General features: G+C 38.3%; 14 protein-coding genes and 1 tRNA gene. 7 read left to right on the forward strand and 8 right to left on the reverse strand.

Annotation, left to right across the window (positions count from 1 at the left end):
* Positions 1-91 precede the first annotated feature (91 nt).
* Entirely contained in the window at positions 92-736 is a 645-nt protein-coding gene (locus SJ312_RS05025; RefSeq protein ID WP_004254112.1) for a YchE family NAAT transporter, read from the reverse strand.
* 482 nt (positions 737-1,218) lie between these two features.
* Here SJ312_RS05025 and adhE point away from each other — a divergent pair, with 482 nt between their 5' ends.
* Positions 1,219-3,924, forward strand: a complete 2,706-nt coding sequence (adhE, locus tag SJ312_RS05030; protein ID WP_004254110.1) for a bifunctional acetaldehyde-CoA/alcohol dehydrogenase — start codon at positions 1,219-1,221, stop codon at positions 3,922-3,924.
* 196 nt (positions 3,925-4,120) lie between these two features.
* Here the strand turns inward: adhE and SJ312_RS05035 are convergent, their stop codons facing one another.
* Positions 4,121-4,750 carry a thymidine kinase gene (locus SJ312_RS05035; RefSeq protein WP_004254108.1) on the reverse strand — a complete coding sequence of 210 codons (630 nt, stop codon included), beginning with the start codon at positions 4,748-4,750 and terminating at the stop codon, positions 4,121-4,123.
* Between the two features lie 542 nt (positions 4,751-5,292).
* Between SJ312_RS05035 and hns the strand changes: the two genes are divergently transcribed.
* Complete coding sequence (gene hns, locus SJ312_RS05040) at positions 5,293-5,703, forward strand: histone-like nucleoid-structuring protein H-NS (RefSeq protein ID WP_004254106.1); 411 nt, start codon at positions 5,293-5,295, stop codon at positions 5,701-5,703.
* Between the two features lie 466 nt (positions 5,704-6,169).
* On the opposite strand, the gene galU is transcribed toward hns, so the two are convergent.
* Positions 6,170-7,090, reverse strand: coding sequence for a UTP--glucose-1-phosphate uridylyltransferase GalU (galU, locus tag SJ312_RS05045; RefSeq protein ID WP_036957689.1), 921 nt, complete (start codon positions 7,088-7,090; stop codon positions 6,170-6,172).
* A gap of 159 nt (positions 7,091-7,249) precedes the next feature.
* Entirely contained in the window at positions 7,250-8,260 is a 1,011-nt protein-coding gene (gene rssB / locus SJ312_RS05050) for a two-component system response regulator RssB (protein WP_110591769.1), read from the reverse strand.
* A 125-nt stretch (positions 8,261-8,385) separates the two neighbouring features.
* Between rssB and SJ312_RS05055 the strand changes: the two genes are divergently transcribed.
* From SJ312_RS05055 to SJ312_RS05065, 3 genes are all read left to right on the forward strand, one after another.
* Positions 8,386-8,865 carry a YchJ family protein gene (locus SJ312_RS05055; protein WP_004254092.1) on the forward strand — a complete coding sequence of 160 codons (480 nt, stop codon included), beginning with the start codon at positions 8,386-8,388 and terminating at the stop codon, positions 8,863-8,865.
* A gap of 95 nt (positions 8,866-8,960) precedes the next feature.
* Positions 8,961-9,809, forward strand: coding sequence for a formyltetrahydrofolate deformylase (purU, locus tag SJ312_RS05060; RefSeq protein ID WP_004254090.1), 849 nt, complete (start codon positions 8,961-8,963; stop codon positions 9,807-9,809).
* 162 nt (positions 9,810-9,971) lie between these two features.
* Positions 9,972-10,056, forward strand: a tRNA-Tyr gene (locus SJ312_RS05065).
* Between the two features lies 1 nt (position 10,057).
* On the opposite strand, the gene SJ312_RS05070 is transcribed toward SJ312_RS05065, so the two are convergent.
* A complete protein-coding gene (locus tag SJ312_RS05070; RefSeq protein WP_094960519.1) occupies positions 10,058-10,933 on the reverse strand; it encodes a LysR family transcriptional regulator in 876 nt (291 codons plus the stop codon).
* A gap of 565 nt (positions 10,934-11,498) precedes the next feature.
* Here SJ312_RS05070 and xthA point away from each other — a divergent pair.
* A complete protein-coding gene (gene xthA, locus SJ312_RS05075) occupies positions 11,499-12,311 on the forward strand; it encodes an exodeoxyribonuclease III (protein ID WP_004254084.1) in 813 nt (270 codons plus the stop codon).
* Between the two features lie 65 nt (positions 12,312-12,376).
* Here xthA and SJ312_RS05080 read toward each other — a convergent pair whose 3' ends face one another.
* The 3 genes from SJ312_RS05080 to SJ312_RS05090 are packed head-to-tail and all read right to left on the reverse strand — an operon-like array spanning position 12,377 to position 15,912.
* A complete protein-coding gene (locus tag SJ312_RS05080; protein WP_110591770.1) occupies positions 12,377-14,302 on the reverse strand; it encodes a DNA topoisomerase III in 1,926 nt (641 codons plus the stop codon).
* Between the two features lie 3 nt (positions 14,303-14,305).
* Positions 14,306-15,349: a selenide, water dikinase SelD gene (gene selD, locus SJ312_RS05085; RefSeq protein ID WP_004254077.1), complete on the reverse strand. Its 1,044-nt coding sequence runs from the start codon at positions 15,347-15,349 to the stop codon at positions 14,306-14,308.
* Between the two features lie 11 nt (positions 15,350-15,360).
* Entirely contained in the window at positions 15,361-15,912 is a 552-nt protein-coding gene (locus SJ312_RS05090) for an NAD(P)H nitroreductase (RefSeq protein WP_004254072.1), read from the reverse strand.
* Positions 15,913-16,383: 471 nt separating this feature from the next.
* Here SJ312_RS05090 and sppA point away from each other — a divergent pair, with 471 nt between their 5' ends.
* Positions 16,384-18,240, forward strand: a complete 1,857-nt coding sequence (gene sppA / locus SJ312_RS05095; RefSeq protein WP_319867108.1) for a signal peptide peptidase SppA — start codon at positions 16,384-16,386, stop codon at positions 18,238-18,240.
* Positions 18,241-18,256: the final 16 nt, after the last annotated feature.

Here is an 18,256-nt window from a genome sequence, read left to right on the forward strand (position 1 = left end):
GCAAAATTGATGTGTGTAATATGAGGTAATTAGCGGCAGGTATGGCTGCAAATAGATATAGTTTGCAGCCATTAAAAGAAAAGAGATTAGATTACAATAAGCCCGGGAATATGGCCTTAACACCTGTCACAATAAACTCTATACCCAATGACATCAGTAATAGACCCATGATACGCGTTACTACGTTGATCCCTGTTTGACCTAAGTAACGAACCAATAAAGACGCTGAGCGGAATAATAGCCAACAACAAAAGGCAAATGCGATACTCGTCAACGCTAAGCCTAAAAAGTTTTGCCACCCATGCCAGCGAGATGACCAAACAATACAAGAACTTATTGCACCAGGCCCTGCCATTAGGGGTAAAGCCAAAGGCACAACACCAATGCTATCTCTAACCGCAGTTTCTGTTTTTTCTTGTTTATTTTGTTTGTCTTCCCCAATTTTACCGCTGATCATTGACATCGCTATTGTGACGATCAAGATCCCACCAGCAATACGGAAAGAATCAATTGAGATACCAAACAATTGCAATATTGAGTCACCAATTAATAGTGATGTACATAAAATGATAGCAACTGATGTATTTGCAATAGTATTGGTTTTATTTCTCCCCGCATTACTTTGATAGTTTGTCATACTAATAAACACAGGCAATATGCCAACTGGGTTTACGAGTGCAAACAAACCAATAAAAAATTTAATATATCCCGATAAATCAAGTAATGCGCTACTCACCCATTCATTTCCTTAAGCAGTTCTCTTTAGAGATTTATTGATATCTTTTATAATTTTACCACCGATGTCATTAATTTCCTTGAGCAAAACAATATTTTCTTTAACTTGCTAAATTTGCTTAGTATTTAGTTAGATATACATAAATTATCTGCACAAGTTGTTTTGATAATATTAAATTAAGTAATAGATGAACAACATTTATTCAACTTGTGCATAAATACACGTGCTGAAAGGAGTCAGCCTGACATTTTCGTGACCTAGATCACTTTATTTAATTACCGTTTTGTTAATCTACTCTTAACTGATAGACAGAGCTAATTAGGATATTAACTCAGTACGGAATAAGGTTTTTAAGCCAATAGGCGATCATGAGCAGCGTTATTATAGATAACATCTATACTTTTATCTTTAAGCATTTCCTTGTTCTATCGATGCATTGCTCATTGGCTTAAAAAGTTTAACATTTATCAGGAGTAATCTATATGTCCGTAACTAACGTTACCGAACTCAATGAACTCGTTGCTCGTGTCAAAAAAGCTCAACGTGAATTCGCTACTTTTTCCCAAGAAAAAGTTGATGAAATCTTTAGAGCCGCGGCTCTCGCTGCTGCTGATGCACGTATCCCTCTAGCAAAACTTGCTGTCGAAGAATCTGGAATGGGTATTGTTGAAGATAAAGTAATTAAAAACCACTTCGCTTCAGAGTACATCTACAATGCTTATAAAGACGAAAAGACCTGCGGCACGCTATCTGAAGACCCAACATTTGGGACAATCACCATTGCTGAGCCGATTGGTATTATCTGTGGTATTGTGCCAACAACTAACCCAACTTCAACCGCGATTTTTAAATCACTTATTAGCTTAAAAACGCGCAATGCTATTATATTTTCCCCACACCCTCGCGCTAAAATTGCTACCAACCGCGCGGCACAAATTGTGCTTGATGCTGCGATTGCAGCTGGTGCGCCGAAAGATATTATTGGTTGGATTGATTCCCCTTCTGTTGAGCTATCCAACGCTTTAATGCACCACCCTGATATTAACCTGATTTTAGCGACCGGTGGACCAGGCATGGTCAAAGCTGCTTATAGTTCTGGAAAACCTGCAATTGGTGTTGGTGCTGGTAACACCCCTGTCGTTATTGATGAAACCGCAGATATTAAGCGTGCTGTCGCGTCTATCTTGATGTCAAAAACATTCGATAACGGAGTTATTTGTGCATCTGAACAATCCGTTGTAGTCGTTGATGAAATCTACAATCAAGTTCGCGAGCGTTTTTCAAGTCATGGTGGTTACCTGCTACAAGGAAAAGAGCTTAAAGCGGTTCAAGATATCATTTTAAAAAATGGTAACTTAAATGCCGCTATTGTTGGCCAACCTGCTTATAAAATTGCTGAAATGGCCGGTATTACCGTGCCAAAGACCACTAAAATATTAATTGGTGAAGTAAAAAGCATCGATGAGTCAGAACCGTTCGCACATGAAAAACTTTCACCATTATTAGCAATGTACCGTGGTAAAAACTTTGAAGACGCGGTTGCCAAAGCAGAACAACTTGTCGAAATGGGCGGGATCGGTCATACCTCTTGTTTATACACTGACCAAGATAACCAACACGAACGCGTTAACTATTTTGGCCAAAAAATGAAAACAGCGCGTATTTTAATCAATACGCCAGCATCTCAAGGTGGTATCGGAGACCTTTATAACTTTAAATTAGCCCCTTCTCTTACTCTAGGTTGTGGTTCTTGGGGTGGTAACTCCATCTCTGAAAACGTGGGTCCAAAACACCTAATCAATACCAAAACTGTGGCGAAGAGAGCTGAAAATATGTTGTGGCATAAACTTCCGAACTCAATCTACTTCCGCCGTGGTTGTCTACCTATCGCCCTTGAAGAGATTGCAACTGATGGTGCAAAACGCGCCTTTATCGTAACCGATGGCTATCTGTTCAATAATGGTTATGTTGATGAAGTGGTTAACGTTCTCAAAAAACATCACATTGAAACTGACGTTTTCTTTGAAGTTGAGGCAGACCCAACATTAACTGTTGTCCGTAAAGGCGCAGCACAAATGCAAGCATTCCAACCTGATGTAATCATTGCATTAGGTGGTGGTTCACCAATGGATGCGGCTAAAATCATGTGGGTCATGTATGAACACCCAGAGACTCATTTTGAGGAATTAGCATTACGTTTCATGGATATACGTAAACGTATCCACCGCTTCCCTAAAATGGGCGTTAAGGCTAAATTAGTTGCTATCACAACAACTTCAGGTACAGGTTCTGAGGTCACCCCATTTGCTGTAGTGACTGATGATAAAACGGGCCAAAAATATCCATTAGCAGATTATGCATTAACGCCAAATATGGCCATTGTTGATGCCAACTTAGTCATGAATATGCCTAAATCTTTAACTGCTTTCGGTGGTTTAGATGCTGTCACCCATGCGTTAGAAGCTTATGTTTCTGTTTTAGCTAACGAGTTTACTGATGGTCAAGCACTTAAAGCACTAAGCTTATTAAAAGATTATTTACCAGCAAGTTACCATGAAGGTGCTAAAAATCCTGTAGCCAGAGAACGCGTACACAACGGTGCGACACTTGCCGGTATTGCATTTGCAAACGCATTCCTAGGTGTATGTCATTCAATGGCACACAAACTTGGCTCAGAATTCCATATTCCTCATGGTCTCGCTAATGCTCTATTAATTTGTAACGTTATCCGTTTCAATGCTAATGATAACCCAACAAAACAAACTGCATTTAGCCAGTACGACCGCCCTCATGCGCGCCGCCAATATGCAGAAATTGCGGATCATTTGGGACTCACTAACGTCGGAGATCGTACTGCTGCGAAAATTGAAAAATTACTCACATGGTTGGAGGAAATGAAAGCCGATTTAGGTATTCCTAAATCTATTCGTGAGACTGGTGTTACTGAAGCTGACTTCTTAGCTCGCGTAGATAAACTTTCTGAAGATGCGTTTGATGACCAATGTACAGGAGCTAACCCTCGTTATCCTTTAATTTCTGAAATTAAACAGCTATTACTGGATTCCTATTATGGTCGCGAATTTGTTGAGCACCAAGACGCGCTTGTGATTGAAAAAGAGGAAAAAAAAGCCCCTCAGAAAAAATCAACCGTAAAAAAAGAAGCAGAAAAGAAAAACACTAAGAAATAATGTTTAGCACATAATTTAAAAATAAAGGCACTGCAATAATTGCAGTGCCTTTTGTTTCGTTATTTAAAATCAATTGCTATAAAAATGTAGAAATCAATATCATATAAAATGATTTAACTCACTGAGTTATATCATTAATAGCCATAATATCCGATAACTGAATCCTGTTTTATTCTCTACACTAGATTATTTCTGTTTACCTAAAATGGAGTGGTTTCTTAGGTATAACACCTTCATTCATCAACTGAGCCTGTTTTATTGCTTCTGAATAGTGTTTACGACAAACAGAGATATACTTTTCATTACCGCCTATATCGACTTGTAGGCCTTCATATACAGGCACCCCATCACTTCCTATACGCAATACCTTACTCGCCTTACGTCCGCAATAACAAACTGTTTTTAGCTCAACTAATTTATCAGCCCAAGCAAGCAAGTATTGGCTGCCCTCAAATAATTGCCCTGCAAAATCGGTACGCAACCCATAGCATAAAACTGGAATATCCTCGTTATCAACTATGTCACATAATTCTTCAACTTGTTTTTTTGTTAGGAATTGGCATTCATCAATAAGAACACAATGGACTTTTTGTTCACTATTTTCTTTTTTTATCAGTTCAGCCATATTTGTTGTTGTTGAGTATAATAACGCTTCCGCTGATAAGCCTATGCGCGATGAGACTTTTCCTTGTTCAAAACGGTTATCTATCTCTGCTGTAAAAATAACCGTACGCATCCCTCTTTCATTATAGTTATACGATGATTGCAATAATGACGTTGATTTTCCCGCATTCATAGCTGAATAATAAAAGTAAAGCTGAGCCATTTGGCTGTTCCCTCAAAATTAATATACGTAATAATTTTACCATAAAACTAGCTTTAGGATTAACAATAATGGTGTAGATGCTGTTTACTTATTGAAAATTGAACTTTTCCCAGTTCAGTTTATACCTTATTGCTTATACCTTATTGCAAATATTGCTTAGCTTGCGGGCAAAAAAACCAATTTGATATTAACTATAAACAGTTTCAACTAAAGCACATTCCGCTAAAAAACATCATCAAAAAAAGAAAATTTAAGCGAGTCTATCCCTTCAATTCATTCCGAGTAAAAGTAAAATGAGACCCTCCTCTTCTTTTTTGAATTATTTAATCACTAAGATTTTAGCTTATTCCTATTTTTCGTTTAGTTCAGTTATTGATAATAGCTATATATATATCTACGAAAAGTTTATTTTTCTTTTGTAAAAAAATTGCATTCGTTAAAGATTACTTTTAAACTAAGGATGTAATTTAGCTATTGCAGAATTTAAAATAGCATTCTATTATTACTGTACACATGCCAACAAATAATTTGAGACCAGGAAAATGAGCGAATCATTAAAAGCGTTAAATAACATCCGTACTCTTCGTGCTCAAGCTCGCGAAGTAACTTTAGAATCTTTAGAAGAAATGCTGGAAAAATTAACCGTCGTTGTTGAAGAACGTCGTGATGAAGAAAGCCAAGCTCGCGCGGAATTAGAAGAACGTAACCGTAAATTGGAAAAAGTTCGTGAAATGATCCTTGAGCAAGGCGTAGATTTAAATGACCTTCTGCAAACAATGGATTCAGGTAAAAGCACTAGCACTCGTGCTAAACGCGCTGCACGTCCAGCTAAATATAAATATGTTGATGAAAATGGCGAAACCAAAACTTGGACAGGCCAAGGCCGTACTCCAGCAGTAATCAAGGTTGCCATTGAAGAACAAGGCAAATCTTTGGATGATTTCTTAATCTAATAGCCTCAACATGTATTTTAAACACCCTTTTATAAGGGTGTTTTTATTTAATCCTTTATATATTATTTATATTAACCTGCACTAAGAAAAAGCCCTTATCTATTATAGCTACAGTCTTTAGCACTAAAACCGCATAACTGCCGCTCCCTACTTCAATTAACTGTTCTGTTTTAAGCTGTTACGACGTATTACGCCATCTACCAAATAATCATGATAAATAAAAGCATAGCAGTAAAGATATGTAAGCTTAATTAGATAAACTTAAATATTTTTCAGTGATTCTATTTATGTAATGAAGTTGTATGCTAATTTTTGTACTCTCACCACTTATAACGTGTACAGACTGAACAGCTCAAGTCAGAGTGTTCCTCTTTATACTTGGTATTTTTGTTAATAATTTATTTATCTACGTATAAAAAAAGGCTAACAAATTAAGTTAGCCTTTAATAAAATTTATTGCGGAATTTTATTTTGCTGAATTCAATGATACTGATAATTTCTTCAGCCACTGGGTAAACTCATCTCCCAGTGCATCATGCTGCATTCCATATTCAACGAACGCTTTCATATAACCTAATTTATTTCCACAGTCATGACTTTTACCACATAAGTGGTAGGCCTCTACTGGCTCATTATTTTCCATCATTAATGCAATAGCATCGGTTAATTGTATTTCATCCCCAGCACCTGGCGCTGTTTTGGCTAATGCATCCCAAATCTTTTCAGATAAAACATAACGGCCAACAATAGATAAATTAGATGGAGCTTCTTCACGTTTTGGTTTTTCAACCATACGAATAATTCTTTTACTATCTCCAGGTTCTAACATTTCTCCATTACAATCCACAATACCATAGTTAGATACATCTTCTTCAGGGACTGGTTCAACTAAAATTTGACTTGCGCCTGTTGACTCATATTGTTCTAGCATTTCACGCAAATTAAATTTGGTTAAATCTGTACTGTAACGGTCTAAAATGACATCGGGTAAAATAACCGCAAAAGGCTCTTCACCGACTAAAGGTTTAGCACACAAAATTGCATGACCTAATCCTTTTGCTATTCCTTGTCGTGTTTGCATAATCGTTACGTGGCTTGGGCAAATAGATTGAACCTCATCCAATAACTGGCGCTTAACACGCGCTTCCAAGATAGCCTCTAACTCAAAGCTTGTGTCAAAGTGGTTTTCAATGGAATTTTTTGATGAATGTGTCACTAAAACAATTTCATTGATCCCAGCAGCGATACACTCATTAACAACATATTGAATAAGTGGCTTATCAACTATTGGTAACATTTCTTTTGGGATTGCCTTTGTTGCAGGAAGCATACGAGTCCCTAAGCCCGCAACTGGGATTACCGCTTTACGCACCTTGCGCTGTGTCATTTTTATCACTCCAGATATCATCTTAGCCTCTCGAATTACACTAAAGTATCAAGAGGCATTTTAAGTGCGCAGAAGTATATCAGGAAATGTTCATGAATAAATAGCGACGAGTCCGAATAGAGTTATTCAGATTAAAAGAGTATACATTTTAGGTGTTAACTATGTTTCGGGGTTAAACATTAGTTTTATTTTCTGGCTATTATTGCGAATTAAACACTGCCAAGCATTTCCTTTTACCTCTAAATGATTAGATTGGTAAAATTTCAACGCTCCTAAAGGAAGGCTTCTAGATAACTTAACATGCGCATTTTCTGTCGTTATATCCGCTTCTAAACCTGCACTCGCCATAATAATCGCTTTATTCCGTGTATTAAAATACCCCAATAATAGCGGAAACTGGCCACTAAACCCCGAATCTTCCAGTAAATAATTTATTTGGTTAATAATCCTATCAATATTGGGTAATTTTTTTTCTGGGTGGCTTACCGCACTTTTCAAGAGATCATTGAACACGACTCTAATCAAAAAAGCAGCCATAATGCCTTCTTGAGGAGAGCGCTCAGTATCAATGCAGTAAAAACCTATTTGGCTGTCTGAAATGGGCGCTAGGTCTAATAATAATCCAAAACGGTTAGCCTCATTAAGTTGGCGATAGTTAATTCGGTAATTATTTATAATTTGATGTACTGGTGGTTGTAACTGTTTTAATACCGCTAACAGTTCTTGAGTATCGTTTTGCATTAGTGTCGAAATCTGAGGGATTTCCTCTCCTAACAGCTCTGTTAGGTTATTTTGCTCAGGATACAAAGCAGAAAGGATTGTCACTTTAACTTCATCTAAATTTTTTATTGGCTTTAACAAAGCATCCTTTGCACCTAAGCGAAACATTCTATCTAACTGAGTGAAATCTGTTGTTGCTGTAATCACAATGACAGGAATATCAATATTACGCGCAACTAACGCTTTCATAAACGCTTCACCATTCATGACAGGCATATTTAAGTCACATAGAATGATATCAGGTTTGATACGGTCTATTGTTAACATCTCTATTGCTAATTGACCATTATCTGCGGTATAGATCTCAATACCCAGCGTTTCTAGGTAGTTTTTTAACATTGTACAGAAGGTGATTTCGTCTTCTATTATGAGTATTTTTCTATTTTTCATAAGATACCTACTGCAAAAGCCTGGTTTAATTAACAATACAATTATTCATACGATAAAATCATTTATTCGCCATCATTTAAGTATAGTGACTTTTCAATCTTATACTTATTTTTATAGAGAGTGTTATGAAATCACAAGTAGAAGATAGGTGTTACTGTGGCAACGAAGCACAATTTGAGCAATGCTGCGCTCCTTTTTTACAAGGGAAAGCTATTCCACAGACACCAGAGCAACTTATGCGCTCAAGGTATAGTGCTTATGTACACCAAGACGTCGATTATCTTATTAAAACATGGCACCCAGATTGCCATGCTCAAGAATGGCATCAAGAAATAGTCAATAGTTTTCCGAAAACACACTGGTTTGGTCTTCGTGTTATTAGTTCTTCTTATGCTAAAAATCCCAATGAAGCTTATGTCGAATTTTCGGCTTGCTTTATTGATGAAAAAGCTGATCATAAGCAGCTTATTCATGAACGTTCGCGTTTTATTAAGATGGATTCGTGTTGGTATTATATAGACGGCATTACCCCCAAAGTCGGTCGTAATGATTTATGCCCTTGTGGCTCTGGTCAAAAATATAAAAAGTGTGGTCATCCAGACTAATTACCCTTTATTTAATGCCTGTCTAATGAGACACATTTAATACTCAACCCGTCATTTTTTCATATCGCTTTGTTAGTTAAGGATTAGGCTGTTTCATGCAACACAAAATTGTACAGAAGAAAATTCTCAGGACAATTTGCCCTGACGCGAAAGGATTAATCGCGAAAATCACCAATATTTGCTATAAGCACCAACTCAACATTGTACAAAATAATGAGTTTGTTGATCATCACACTGGCCGTTTCTTTATGAGAACTGAGTTAGAAGGTATTTTCAACGATGAAACATTATTAGCTGACCTCGATGATGCATTACCAGTTGGGTCTCAACGTGAATTAAACACAGCGGGTCGTCGTCGTATTGTCGTTATGGTTACAAAAGAAGCACATTGTTTGGGCGACCTGCTCATGAAAAGTGCTTATGATGGCTTAGATGTTGAAATTGCAGCGGTTATAGGAAACCACGACACGCTAAAAAACTTAGTCGAACAATTTGGTATTCCATTCCACCATATTAGCCATGAAGGCCTAACACGCGAACAACATGACGAAAAAATGACAGCGCAGATTGACCAATATCAGCCTGATTATGTTGTCTTAGCTAAATATATGCGTGTATTAACGCCTGCATTTGTGCAGCATTATCCAAACCAAATTATCAATATTCACCACTCGTTTTTACCTGCATTTATTGGTGCCCGCCCTTATCACCAAGCTTATGAGCGTGGCGTAAAAATTATTGGGGCTACTGCGCACTTTGTTAATGATAACCTTGATGAAGGACCAATCATTACACAGAATGTGATTAATGTAGACCATACATTCACAGCCGATGATATGATGCGTGCAGGGCGTGATGTTGAAAAAAATGTACTAAGCCATGCTCTCTATTGGGTCTTAGCTCAACGTGTATTTGTATATGGTAATCGCACCATTATTTTATAAGCCAATAATATAGCGGCTTATTTAACAACACTTTGTTGATTTAACACGCATTAAGAATAAAAAAACAGCAAACAACCATTTTATTGAAAATTAATGCTTTACAGCGGCGCGTCATTTGATATGATGCCGCCCGCTGTCAATGATTACAGCAACTCAAAATCTGGTGGGATACCCAAGCGGCCAAAGGGAGCAGACTGTAAATCTGCCGTCACAGACTTCGAAGGTTCGAATCCTTCTCCCACCACCATTTAATTGATTTCACCTCCTAGTTTATCAACAACTCCCATAAAACGATTTAACACACTTGAGTGTGACTTTGATTTATAGATATAACACACACTTTTCCCCAAAATTTTATTCAATGGTATATAAATCAATGATTTATCAATCAATTCTTCTTCTGGATAATGGTCTATTATGCCTATAAAATCACCATCTTGAATGAAACTTTGGCAACAACCAATATTATCCATTTGTCTCACACTCGTTTTATTATCAACCGTTTCAATTTTTGCTAATAAATCACTCATTAATGAACTTTTATAAAATGCGGGATCACATAGCCATGTACTTTTTTGTAATAGTGTAACAAGGTCATAATGGAATTTTTCATAAAGTTCTTTCCTACAATAGATACCTAATGGTGAGTTTTCTATTATTTTTTGTAATGAAAATCGCTCACTGACAACTTGTTCAGAGCTAAGAATAAGTGTATTACCATCATAATCGACAATTTCATCTACTTCATCATAATTAAACCTTAATATATTTACTTGCACATTATTTTGATGTGCTGATTGATATAAATTAATTAAATGGCTTTCCTTACCCCAATCATAATAAATATTAGCCTCATTTATTATATAACCAGAAAAATGTTTTTTTGTTATTTCTTTCTCCTGTAAATAAAGATCTCTTAGATCGTTATAAAGTTCTTGGCCATCCTTAGTTAATGTCATTCCAAATTTTTCTCGTTTAAAAAGCCGTTTTCCTAGGCTTGTCTCAAAGTCTTTGATTGACTTCGCGATGGGAGGTGTCGTACGGTTCATCACTCTTGCAGCCTTGCTTAACGAGCCATTCTCAACAACCGCCATAAACGCCTCTAATTTTCTTGAAAAGAACATATCTATGACCCCATTCAGTTTATTAAAATATTAATCAACATACTTAACTTTCTCATTAATAATTATATTGATTAACCCAGAAATTAATTCACAAAATAAAAAATCAAACTTGATTTTTTATTGAATGATTAACAATATTTCATAAAAGTATTTTTATAATTTCCATCATTACAAAGCAATATATTATATTGTTTCGATTGATTATTTTTTATTCCCCCACTATTAAATCACATTAAAATATAAATAACCAATTGACTTTAAATGAAATTAAAACTAGTTAATAATGATATTATTAATTTAGCTTTAATAGAAAACTAAACTCTAGCACCCATAATAAATTTAATTAGCCATAATATTTTTTGATTAATTAAATTTATTATTATTTTTATATTAACCACTGAATTTTGATACTATACCAAGAATAAGTTAAGCCATGAGCATTTTTATCATAGCCATTATCGTCTTTAAAACAATCTAACCGTTGAAACATGCTACGCGGGGTTACAGTATTGCTACCATCTGGTAGAATAAGCATAATAATCATAAAACTAGGTGATAAAAAACCATGAAATTCATATCGTTCAATATTAATGGCCTTCGAGCTCGCCCTCACCAACTCGCTGCAATCATCGAAAAACATCAACCTGAGGTTATTGGCTTACAAGAAACCAAAGTCCATGATGATATGTTTCCTTATGAAGAAGTTAGTCAGCTCGGCTATCATGTTTTTTATCACGGTCAAAAAGCGCATTATGGCGTGGCTCTATTAACTAAAAATGAGCCTCTTGCTGTCCGTAAAGGTTTTCCAACTGACGATGACGATGCACAGCGTCGCATTATCATGGCTGATATCCAAACAGATCGCGGCCCATTGACGGTTGTAAATGGTTATTTTCCTCAAGGAGAAAGCCGTGACCACCCAACAAAATTTCCGGCAAAAGAAAAATTTTATCAAGATTTACAAAATTACATCACATCAACACAAACGGCAGAGTCACAGTTGCTCATTATGGGTGACATGAATATCAGCCCAACCGACCTTGATATTGGTATCGGTGATGCAAACCGTAAACGTTGGTTAAAAACCGGAAAATGCTCTTTTTTACCCGAAGAGCGTGAGTGGTTAGCTAAATTATTAGGCTGGGGTTTAGTCGATACATATCGTGCAAAAAACCCTGATATTTCTGATTGCTACTCATGGTTTGACTACCGTTCGAAAGGCTTCGATGATAACCGTGGCCTACGTATCGATTTATTACTGGCCTCCAATAAACTCGCTGAGCGTTGTATTGCAACGGGTATTGATTACGAAATCCGCGGGATGGAAAAGCCATCAGACCACGCACCTGTATGGTCTGAATTTGACCTCTCAAAGTAAACTTTCTTACTTGTCATAATGCAAAAAGGCGCCTTAAGCGCCTTTTATTGGTTTACCAGACTCAACTAATCCTGTTTCTTTTTTGTTTTCTTACCCGCTTTTACTGGTTTTTTCCCCGTTTTTACTGATGGAGCGGGGAGTTCTCGAAATGCCCTCAAATTTGTAAACTGACGTGCATGATGAATTAATTGCATTAGCGTTTGGCTTAGTGGATGCATAAAATCATCATAACGTGATTGTTTTTCACTAATTTGGGTTAATACTGACTCCCAATGGGCTGTCATATCTGGTAATGTTGCCATATCGGGTAAAACATGAATTAGAGCCCTTCCCGCAGGCGAGGAATGAATATAACGCCCTTTTTTGTAGAGAAATTGGCGTTTGAATAGTAAGTCAATGATACCGGCTCTAGTCGCTTCTGTACCAAGCCCATCCGTTTCTCGCAATACTTTTTTTAATGCTTTATCTTGTACAAAACGAGCGATCCCAGTCATTGCTGATAATAACGTTGCATCCGTAAAAGGACGTGGAGGCTGCGTTTGCCGTTCAACCACTTCCCCTTTTTCACATAACAACTCATCATTCTTACTCACAACTGGCAGTGGCATACCATCGTTTTCAGCATCGCGCTCTTTATTGCCCAATACGACTCGCCAACCTGCTTCAGCAAGAAATCGAGCTTTTGCAATAAATTTACCCTTTTCAATTTCTAGATCAATTGTACACTTACGGTAAACCGCATCGGGCATAAACTGAATAATATATTGACGCGCAATCAATTGGTAAATTTTACTTTCATTCTCAGTTAACTTTACTGCTGCCGTTTTTGCTGTTGGGATAATGGCATGGTGAGCATCGACTTTTTTATCATCCCAACACCGGTTCTTTTTATCCAGCTCAGGCAATTCAAATTCAGTGAGGTCTGGTTGATGCACCGCAATTGCATTCAAGACACTGTGTCTCCCTGCAAAATGTTCATCCGGTAAATAACGGCTATCTGAACGTGGATAAGTAATCAACTTATGTGTTTCATATAAACGTTGGCAAATGTCCAATACTTCTTGAGCGCTCAACGCATATTTTTTGGCAGCTTCAATCTGCAAAGAAGATAAAGAGAAAGGCAACGGTGCAATTTCTGATTCGCGCTTGTCCTGATATTGCGTCACTATGGCAGGTTTGCCCTCAATACGCGATACCACATGCTCTGCAAGCGGCCGATGGAATAAACGCCCTTCTTCATCCTGATAGTCAATACAGGAGTCGCTTGGCTGCCATATCGCTACAAAGCGCTCATCCTTTGGCGTAACAATATGAGCTTTAACCTCAAAATAGTCTTTAGGTACAAAGTTTTCTATTTCTTCGTCGCGCCTAACAACTAACCCCAATACCGGAGTTTGAACCCGCCCTACAGAAAGAACGCCTTGATAGCCTCCTCGTTGCCCTAATAACGTATAAGCACGGGTCATATTGATGCCATACAACCAATCTGCCCGTGCTCTTGCTAAAGCAGAGACACAAAGAGGAATAAACTCACGATTTTCTCTCAAACGCTCAATTGCCCGCTCAACGGCTTGTGGGTTAAGGTCATTGATTAAACAACGTTTTACTTCTTTGCGTTTTTCAGGGTCGAGCTTCAAAAAGTCAAGCACTTCGTCCACCAGCAATTGACCTTCTCTATCGGGGTCCCCTGCATGGACAACTATTGAGGCTTGCTTCAGCAATGTTTCAATAGTTTTTAATTGTTTAGTTACTGCGGGACGGGGCTTCAATTGCCACTTATCAGGGATAATTGGCAAATCCTGAAGATTCCATCGTGCATACCGAGGTTCATAAGCATCGGGTTCCGCCTGCTCTAAAAGATGGCCAATACACCATGTTACAGTTTGGCCATCACCACATTGAATAAAACCATCACCTCGTTTGTGGGGCTTTGGTAATACATCTGCAATGGCCCTTGCAAGGCTCGGTTTTTCCGCAATAAACAAACGCATAAATTAATCTATCACTTCAACTAAAGGAACATTATCCTGATGGGGTAATAATTTACCGATAGACTGTAACAAAACACCTTGCTGCTGTGCAATCTCTTTAATTTTAGAGACTTCGGAAGGTTTTACTGCAATAAGTAAGCCGCCAGAAGTTTGAGGATCACACAGTAGTTGACGCTGCATATCACTCATAGGGCCAATAAGGTGCCCATAACTGTCAAAGTTACGAGTGGTTCCCCCAGGAACACAACCTGCTTCAATATATTTTTCGACATTGGCTAATTTAGGAACTTTACTAAAGGAGATTTCAGCACGAACTTTAGACCCTTCGCAAATCTCACTTAAATGACCTAATAAACCGAAACCAGTCACGTCAGTCATTGCCGTCACACCATCTAAAGGCGCAACCACCGCACCTAGCTTATTCATTTGACACATGGTTTCTGCCGCTAAGTGTTGATGTTCCGGCGCAAGTACCCCTTTTTTCTCTGCTGTTGTCAAAACACCAATTCCAAGCGGTTTCGTCAAAAACAATTCGCACCCCGCTGTTGCGGCACTATTTTTCTTCACATACTCCGTATTCACAACACCCGTAACCGCCAAACCAAAAATAGGCTCAGGTGCATCAATAGAATGGCCACCAGCTAACGAGATACCCGCATCAGCACAAGCTGCACGTCCACCTTCAATCACCTCACGAGCCACTTCCGGTGGTAACTTCGCAATTGGCCAGCCTAAAATAGCAATGGCCATAATTGGCTTACCACCCATTGCAAAAATATCGCTAATCGCGTTGGTTGCTGCAATCCGACCAAATTCAAATGGGGAGTCAACGATCGGCATGAAAAAGTCTGTTGTGCTGATGATGCCTATTCCATTACCTAAATCATAAACGGCCGCATCATCTTTAGTTTCATTACCAACTAACAAATGTGGATCATGAAATTTTGCTTGCTCTGTGTGTAGAATTTGCTCTAATACTTTCGGTGCAATTTTACAACCGCAACCAGCACCATGACTATATTGAGTTAATCTAATTTTTTCAGTCATTATTATTCTCTTTAGAAGTGAGATACATAGCCTGTCATATCAGGAGCTTGTACTTTTACTGGAGCTTTAAGCTCTGGAGTTCCTAAATAAAGGAACCCAACAATGCGGTCGTTATCTCCACAACCTAATCCGGCACGAACCACAGCATCTTCTGTCCATGAACCTGAGCGCCATATACCGCCAAAACCTTGAGCTACTGCTGCCATCTGCATTGCTTGTACCGTACAGCTCGCAGCAACTAATTGTTCCCATTGTGGTATTTTCGGATGATCTTTTAATTTAGCGATCACAGTAATAATTAATGGGGCACGAAAAGGGGCATTACGAGCTTTTTCTTGTACCTCTGCGCCTAATTGCCCTTCAATTGCTGCTTTTTCCAATAGCTCACTGAAGCGTTTAATCCCCTCATTTTGCATAACAACAAAATGCCACGGCTTCAAAGCACCGTGATCAGGTGCTCTCATCCCCGCAGCAAGTATATTGTCGAGTTCTTCGCCTTGCGGTGCTGGTGTTGTAAGTCTTGAAGCTGAACGGCGGTTCAACAAAAGGGTCAAAGCATCCATATTTGTCTCCGTTTAAGAGTAAACTGATATGATAATCATTCAATTAGATAATTATACCCACGCTATCTATTGTTTAAGCTTAAAGGAAAATCGCTTACACTAATACAACAATAACAGTTATTCGTTAGGTAAAATTACGTTATAAATTCATTGAATTGTATCATTTGTCACATGTGAAAAATATCATTGAAGCATTGTACCTTGCGTATCATAATTTTGTTATGCATAAAAATAGCCCGCTATTGCAACTAATTGTATTGATACAACTAAGATATCAAGTGTTCGATGTGGTGATCGGGTAACAGATTTGCTTTTGAGTATATTGTTGTTAATTCGTGCTACAGGCTGAAGTAACCCAACTGTAGAAAGAACTATTTATGTAATATCCAAAAATAGTTTGTGCCATAAGTCAACGGCAAACAAATGAAGCCAACACCCTTGTGGTGCAGAATATGCAGGATAGGAGAAAACATGCGTCAACTATGGGACATCATCGCTACCATTTTTAGAATTAGCTGGCGAGCACTGAACTTTATTAGGGAATTCGTTTTCAACACCATTTTCTTAGTATTATTTTTTGTTGTTATTGGGTCGATTGCTCTTTATCAGACAGAGACTCAACCCGAAAAAAATTATTTTGGTGCTTTGTATGTGGATTTACAGGGGGTTATCGTAGACCAAGTCTCTACTCCAGACCCATTTGGTCGTATGAGCCGTGAATTACTTGGTACCTCAAACAGCCGTATGCAAGAGAATTCACTATTCGACATCGTTGACACCATTCGCACCGCTGCAAATGATGACCGCATTACAGGGATGGTATTACGCTTAGATGATTTAGCTGGAGCCGATCAGCCCTCTCTCGCTTATATCGGTAAAGCAATTAATGAGTTTAAAAGTTCAGGAAAACAGGTTTACGCCATTGGTAACAGTTATAATCAATCGCAATACTACCTCGCCAGTTACGCTGATGATATTTACCTCACACCGCAAGGTGCTGTTGGGGTATATGGCTTTGCAACAAATGGGCTCTACTACAAGTCACTGTTAGAAAAACTTAAAGTTAGTAGCCATATTTTCCGTGTTGGTACCTATAAATCAGCGGTTGAACCATTAATGCGTGATGAGATGTCCCCTGAAGCACGTTTAGCCAATAAACAGTGGCTGGATGCCCTTTGGAACAATTACCTCACAGAAATCGCCAAAAACCGCAATACGACCAGCACACAAATTTTTCCTGGGGCTGATGCTATTTTAGAGAAATTACGTTCAGTCAAAGGCGATAGCGCACAATACGCGTTAAAACAAAAATTGGTTGATAAACTTTATACTAACGAACAAGTTGAAGATTTACTCAGTAAACACTTTGGCTGGAATAAAGAAGATAAACAATTCAATAATATTAGTATCTATGATTATTCCACTAAAATAGCAGATACCAATGCTAATCAAAGTGGCAATATCGCCGTGATTGTCGTTCAAGGTGCTATCATGGATGGCCCACAAACGGCTGGGATTGCAGGAGGCGATACCATCGCAGCACAAATTCGTGACGCTCGCCTTGATGATAATATTAAAGCGATAGTTTTGCGCGTTAACAGTCCAGGTGGTAGCGTAAGCGCTTCTGATTTGATCCGCAGTGAACTGGCTTCTGCTCATGCTGCAGGTAAACCTGTTGTTGTATCTATGGGGGGAATGGCTGCATCTGGGGGGTATTGGGTCTCAACTCCAGCGGACTATATCATTGCCAGTCCAAACACGCTGACTGGTTCGATTGGTATATTTGGCGTAATTAATACCTTTGAAAAATCTTTAGATTCTATAGGGGTATATACTGATGGCGTATCAACGTCGCCATTAGCCGATATTTCTTTGACTAAAGGGATCAGCCCACAATTTGCTGACATGATGCAAATTACCATTGAGAATGGCTATGAGACATTTATTGGCTTAGTGGCTAAATCTCGCCATAAAACACCGGCAGAGATAGACCAAATCGCTCAAGGCCGTGTATGGATTGGGCAAGACGCGCTTAAAAATGGTCTTGTAGACCAACTAGGTGATTTTGATAATGCCGTAGATAAAGCTGCTGAGCTCGCTAAACTCACTGACGTTAAGTTAGATTGGATGAAGCCTGAGTTGACCTTTATGGATCAATTGTTACTTGAATTAACGACAAACGTTCAAGCCGCCATGCCGGATGTGCTACACGTATTTTTACCACCAGCAGTCGCGACGGATATCCGCCAACAAGCGCAATTTTTCTTAAAAATGAATGACCCACAAAACCGCTATGCTTTTTGTTTAAATTGCGCGGAAATTAACTAATCGCTGAATCCCCTTC

It is taken from the genome of Providencia sp. CIM-Carb-044 (assembly GCF_033901115.1).
Lineage (GTDB): Bacteria > Pseudomonadota > Gammaproteobacteria > Enterobacterales > Enterobacteriaceae > Providencia > Providencia hangzhouensis.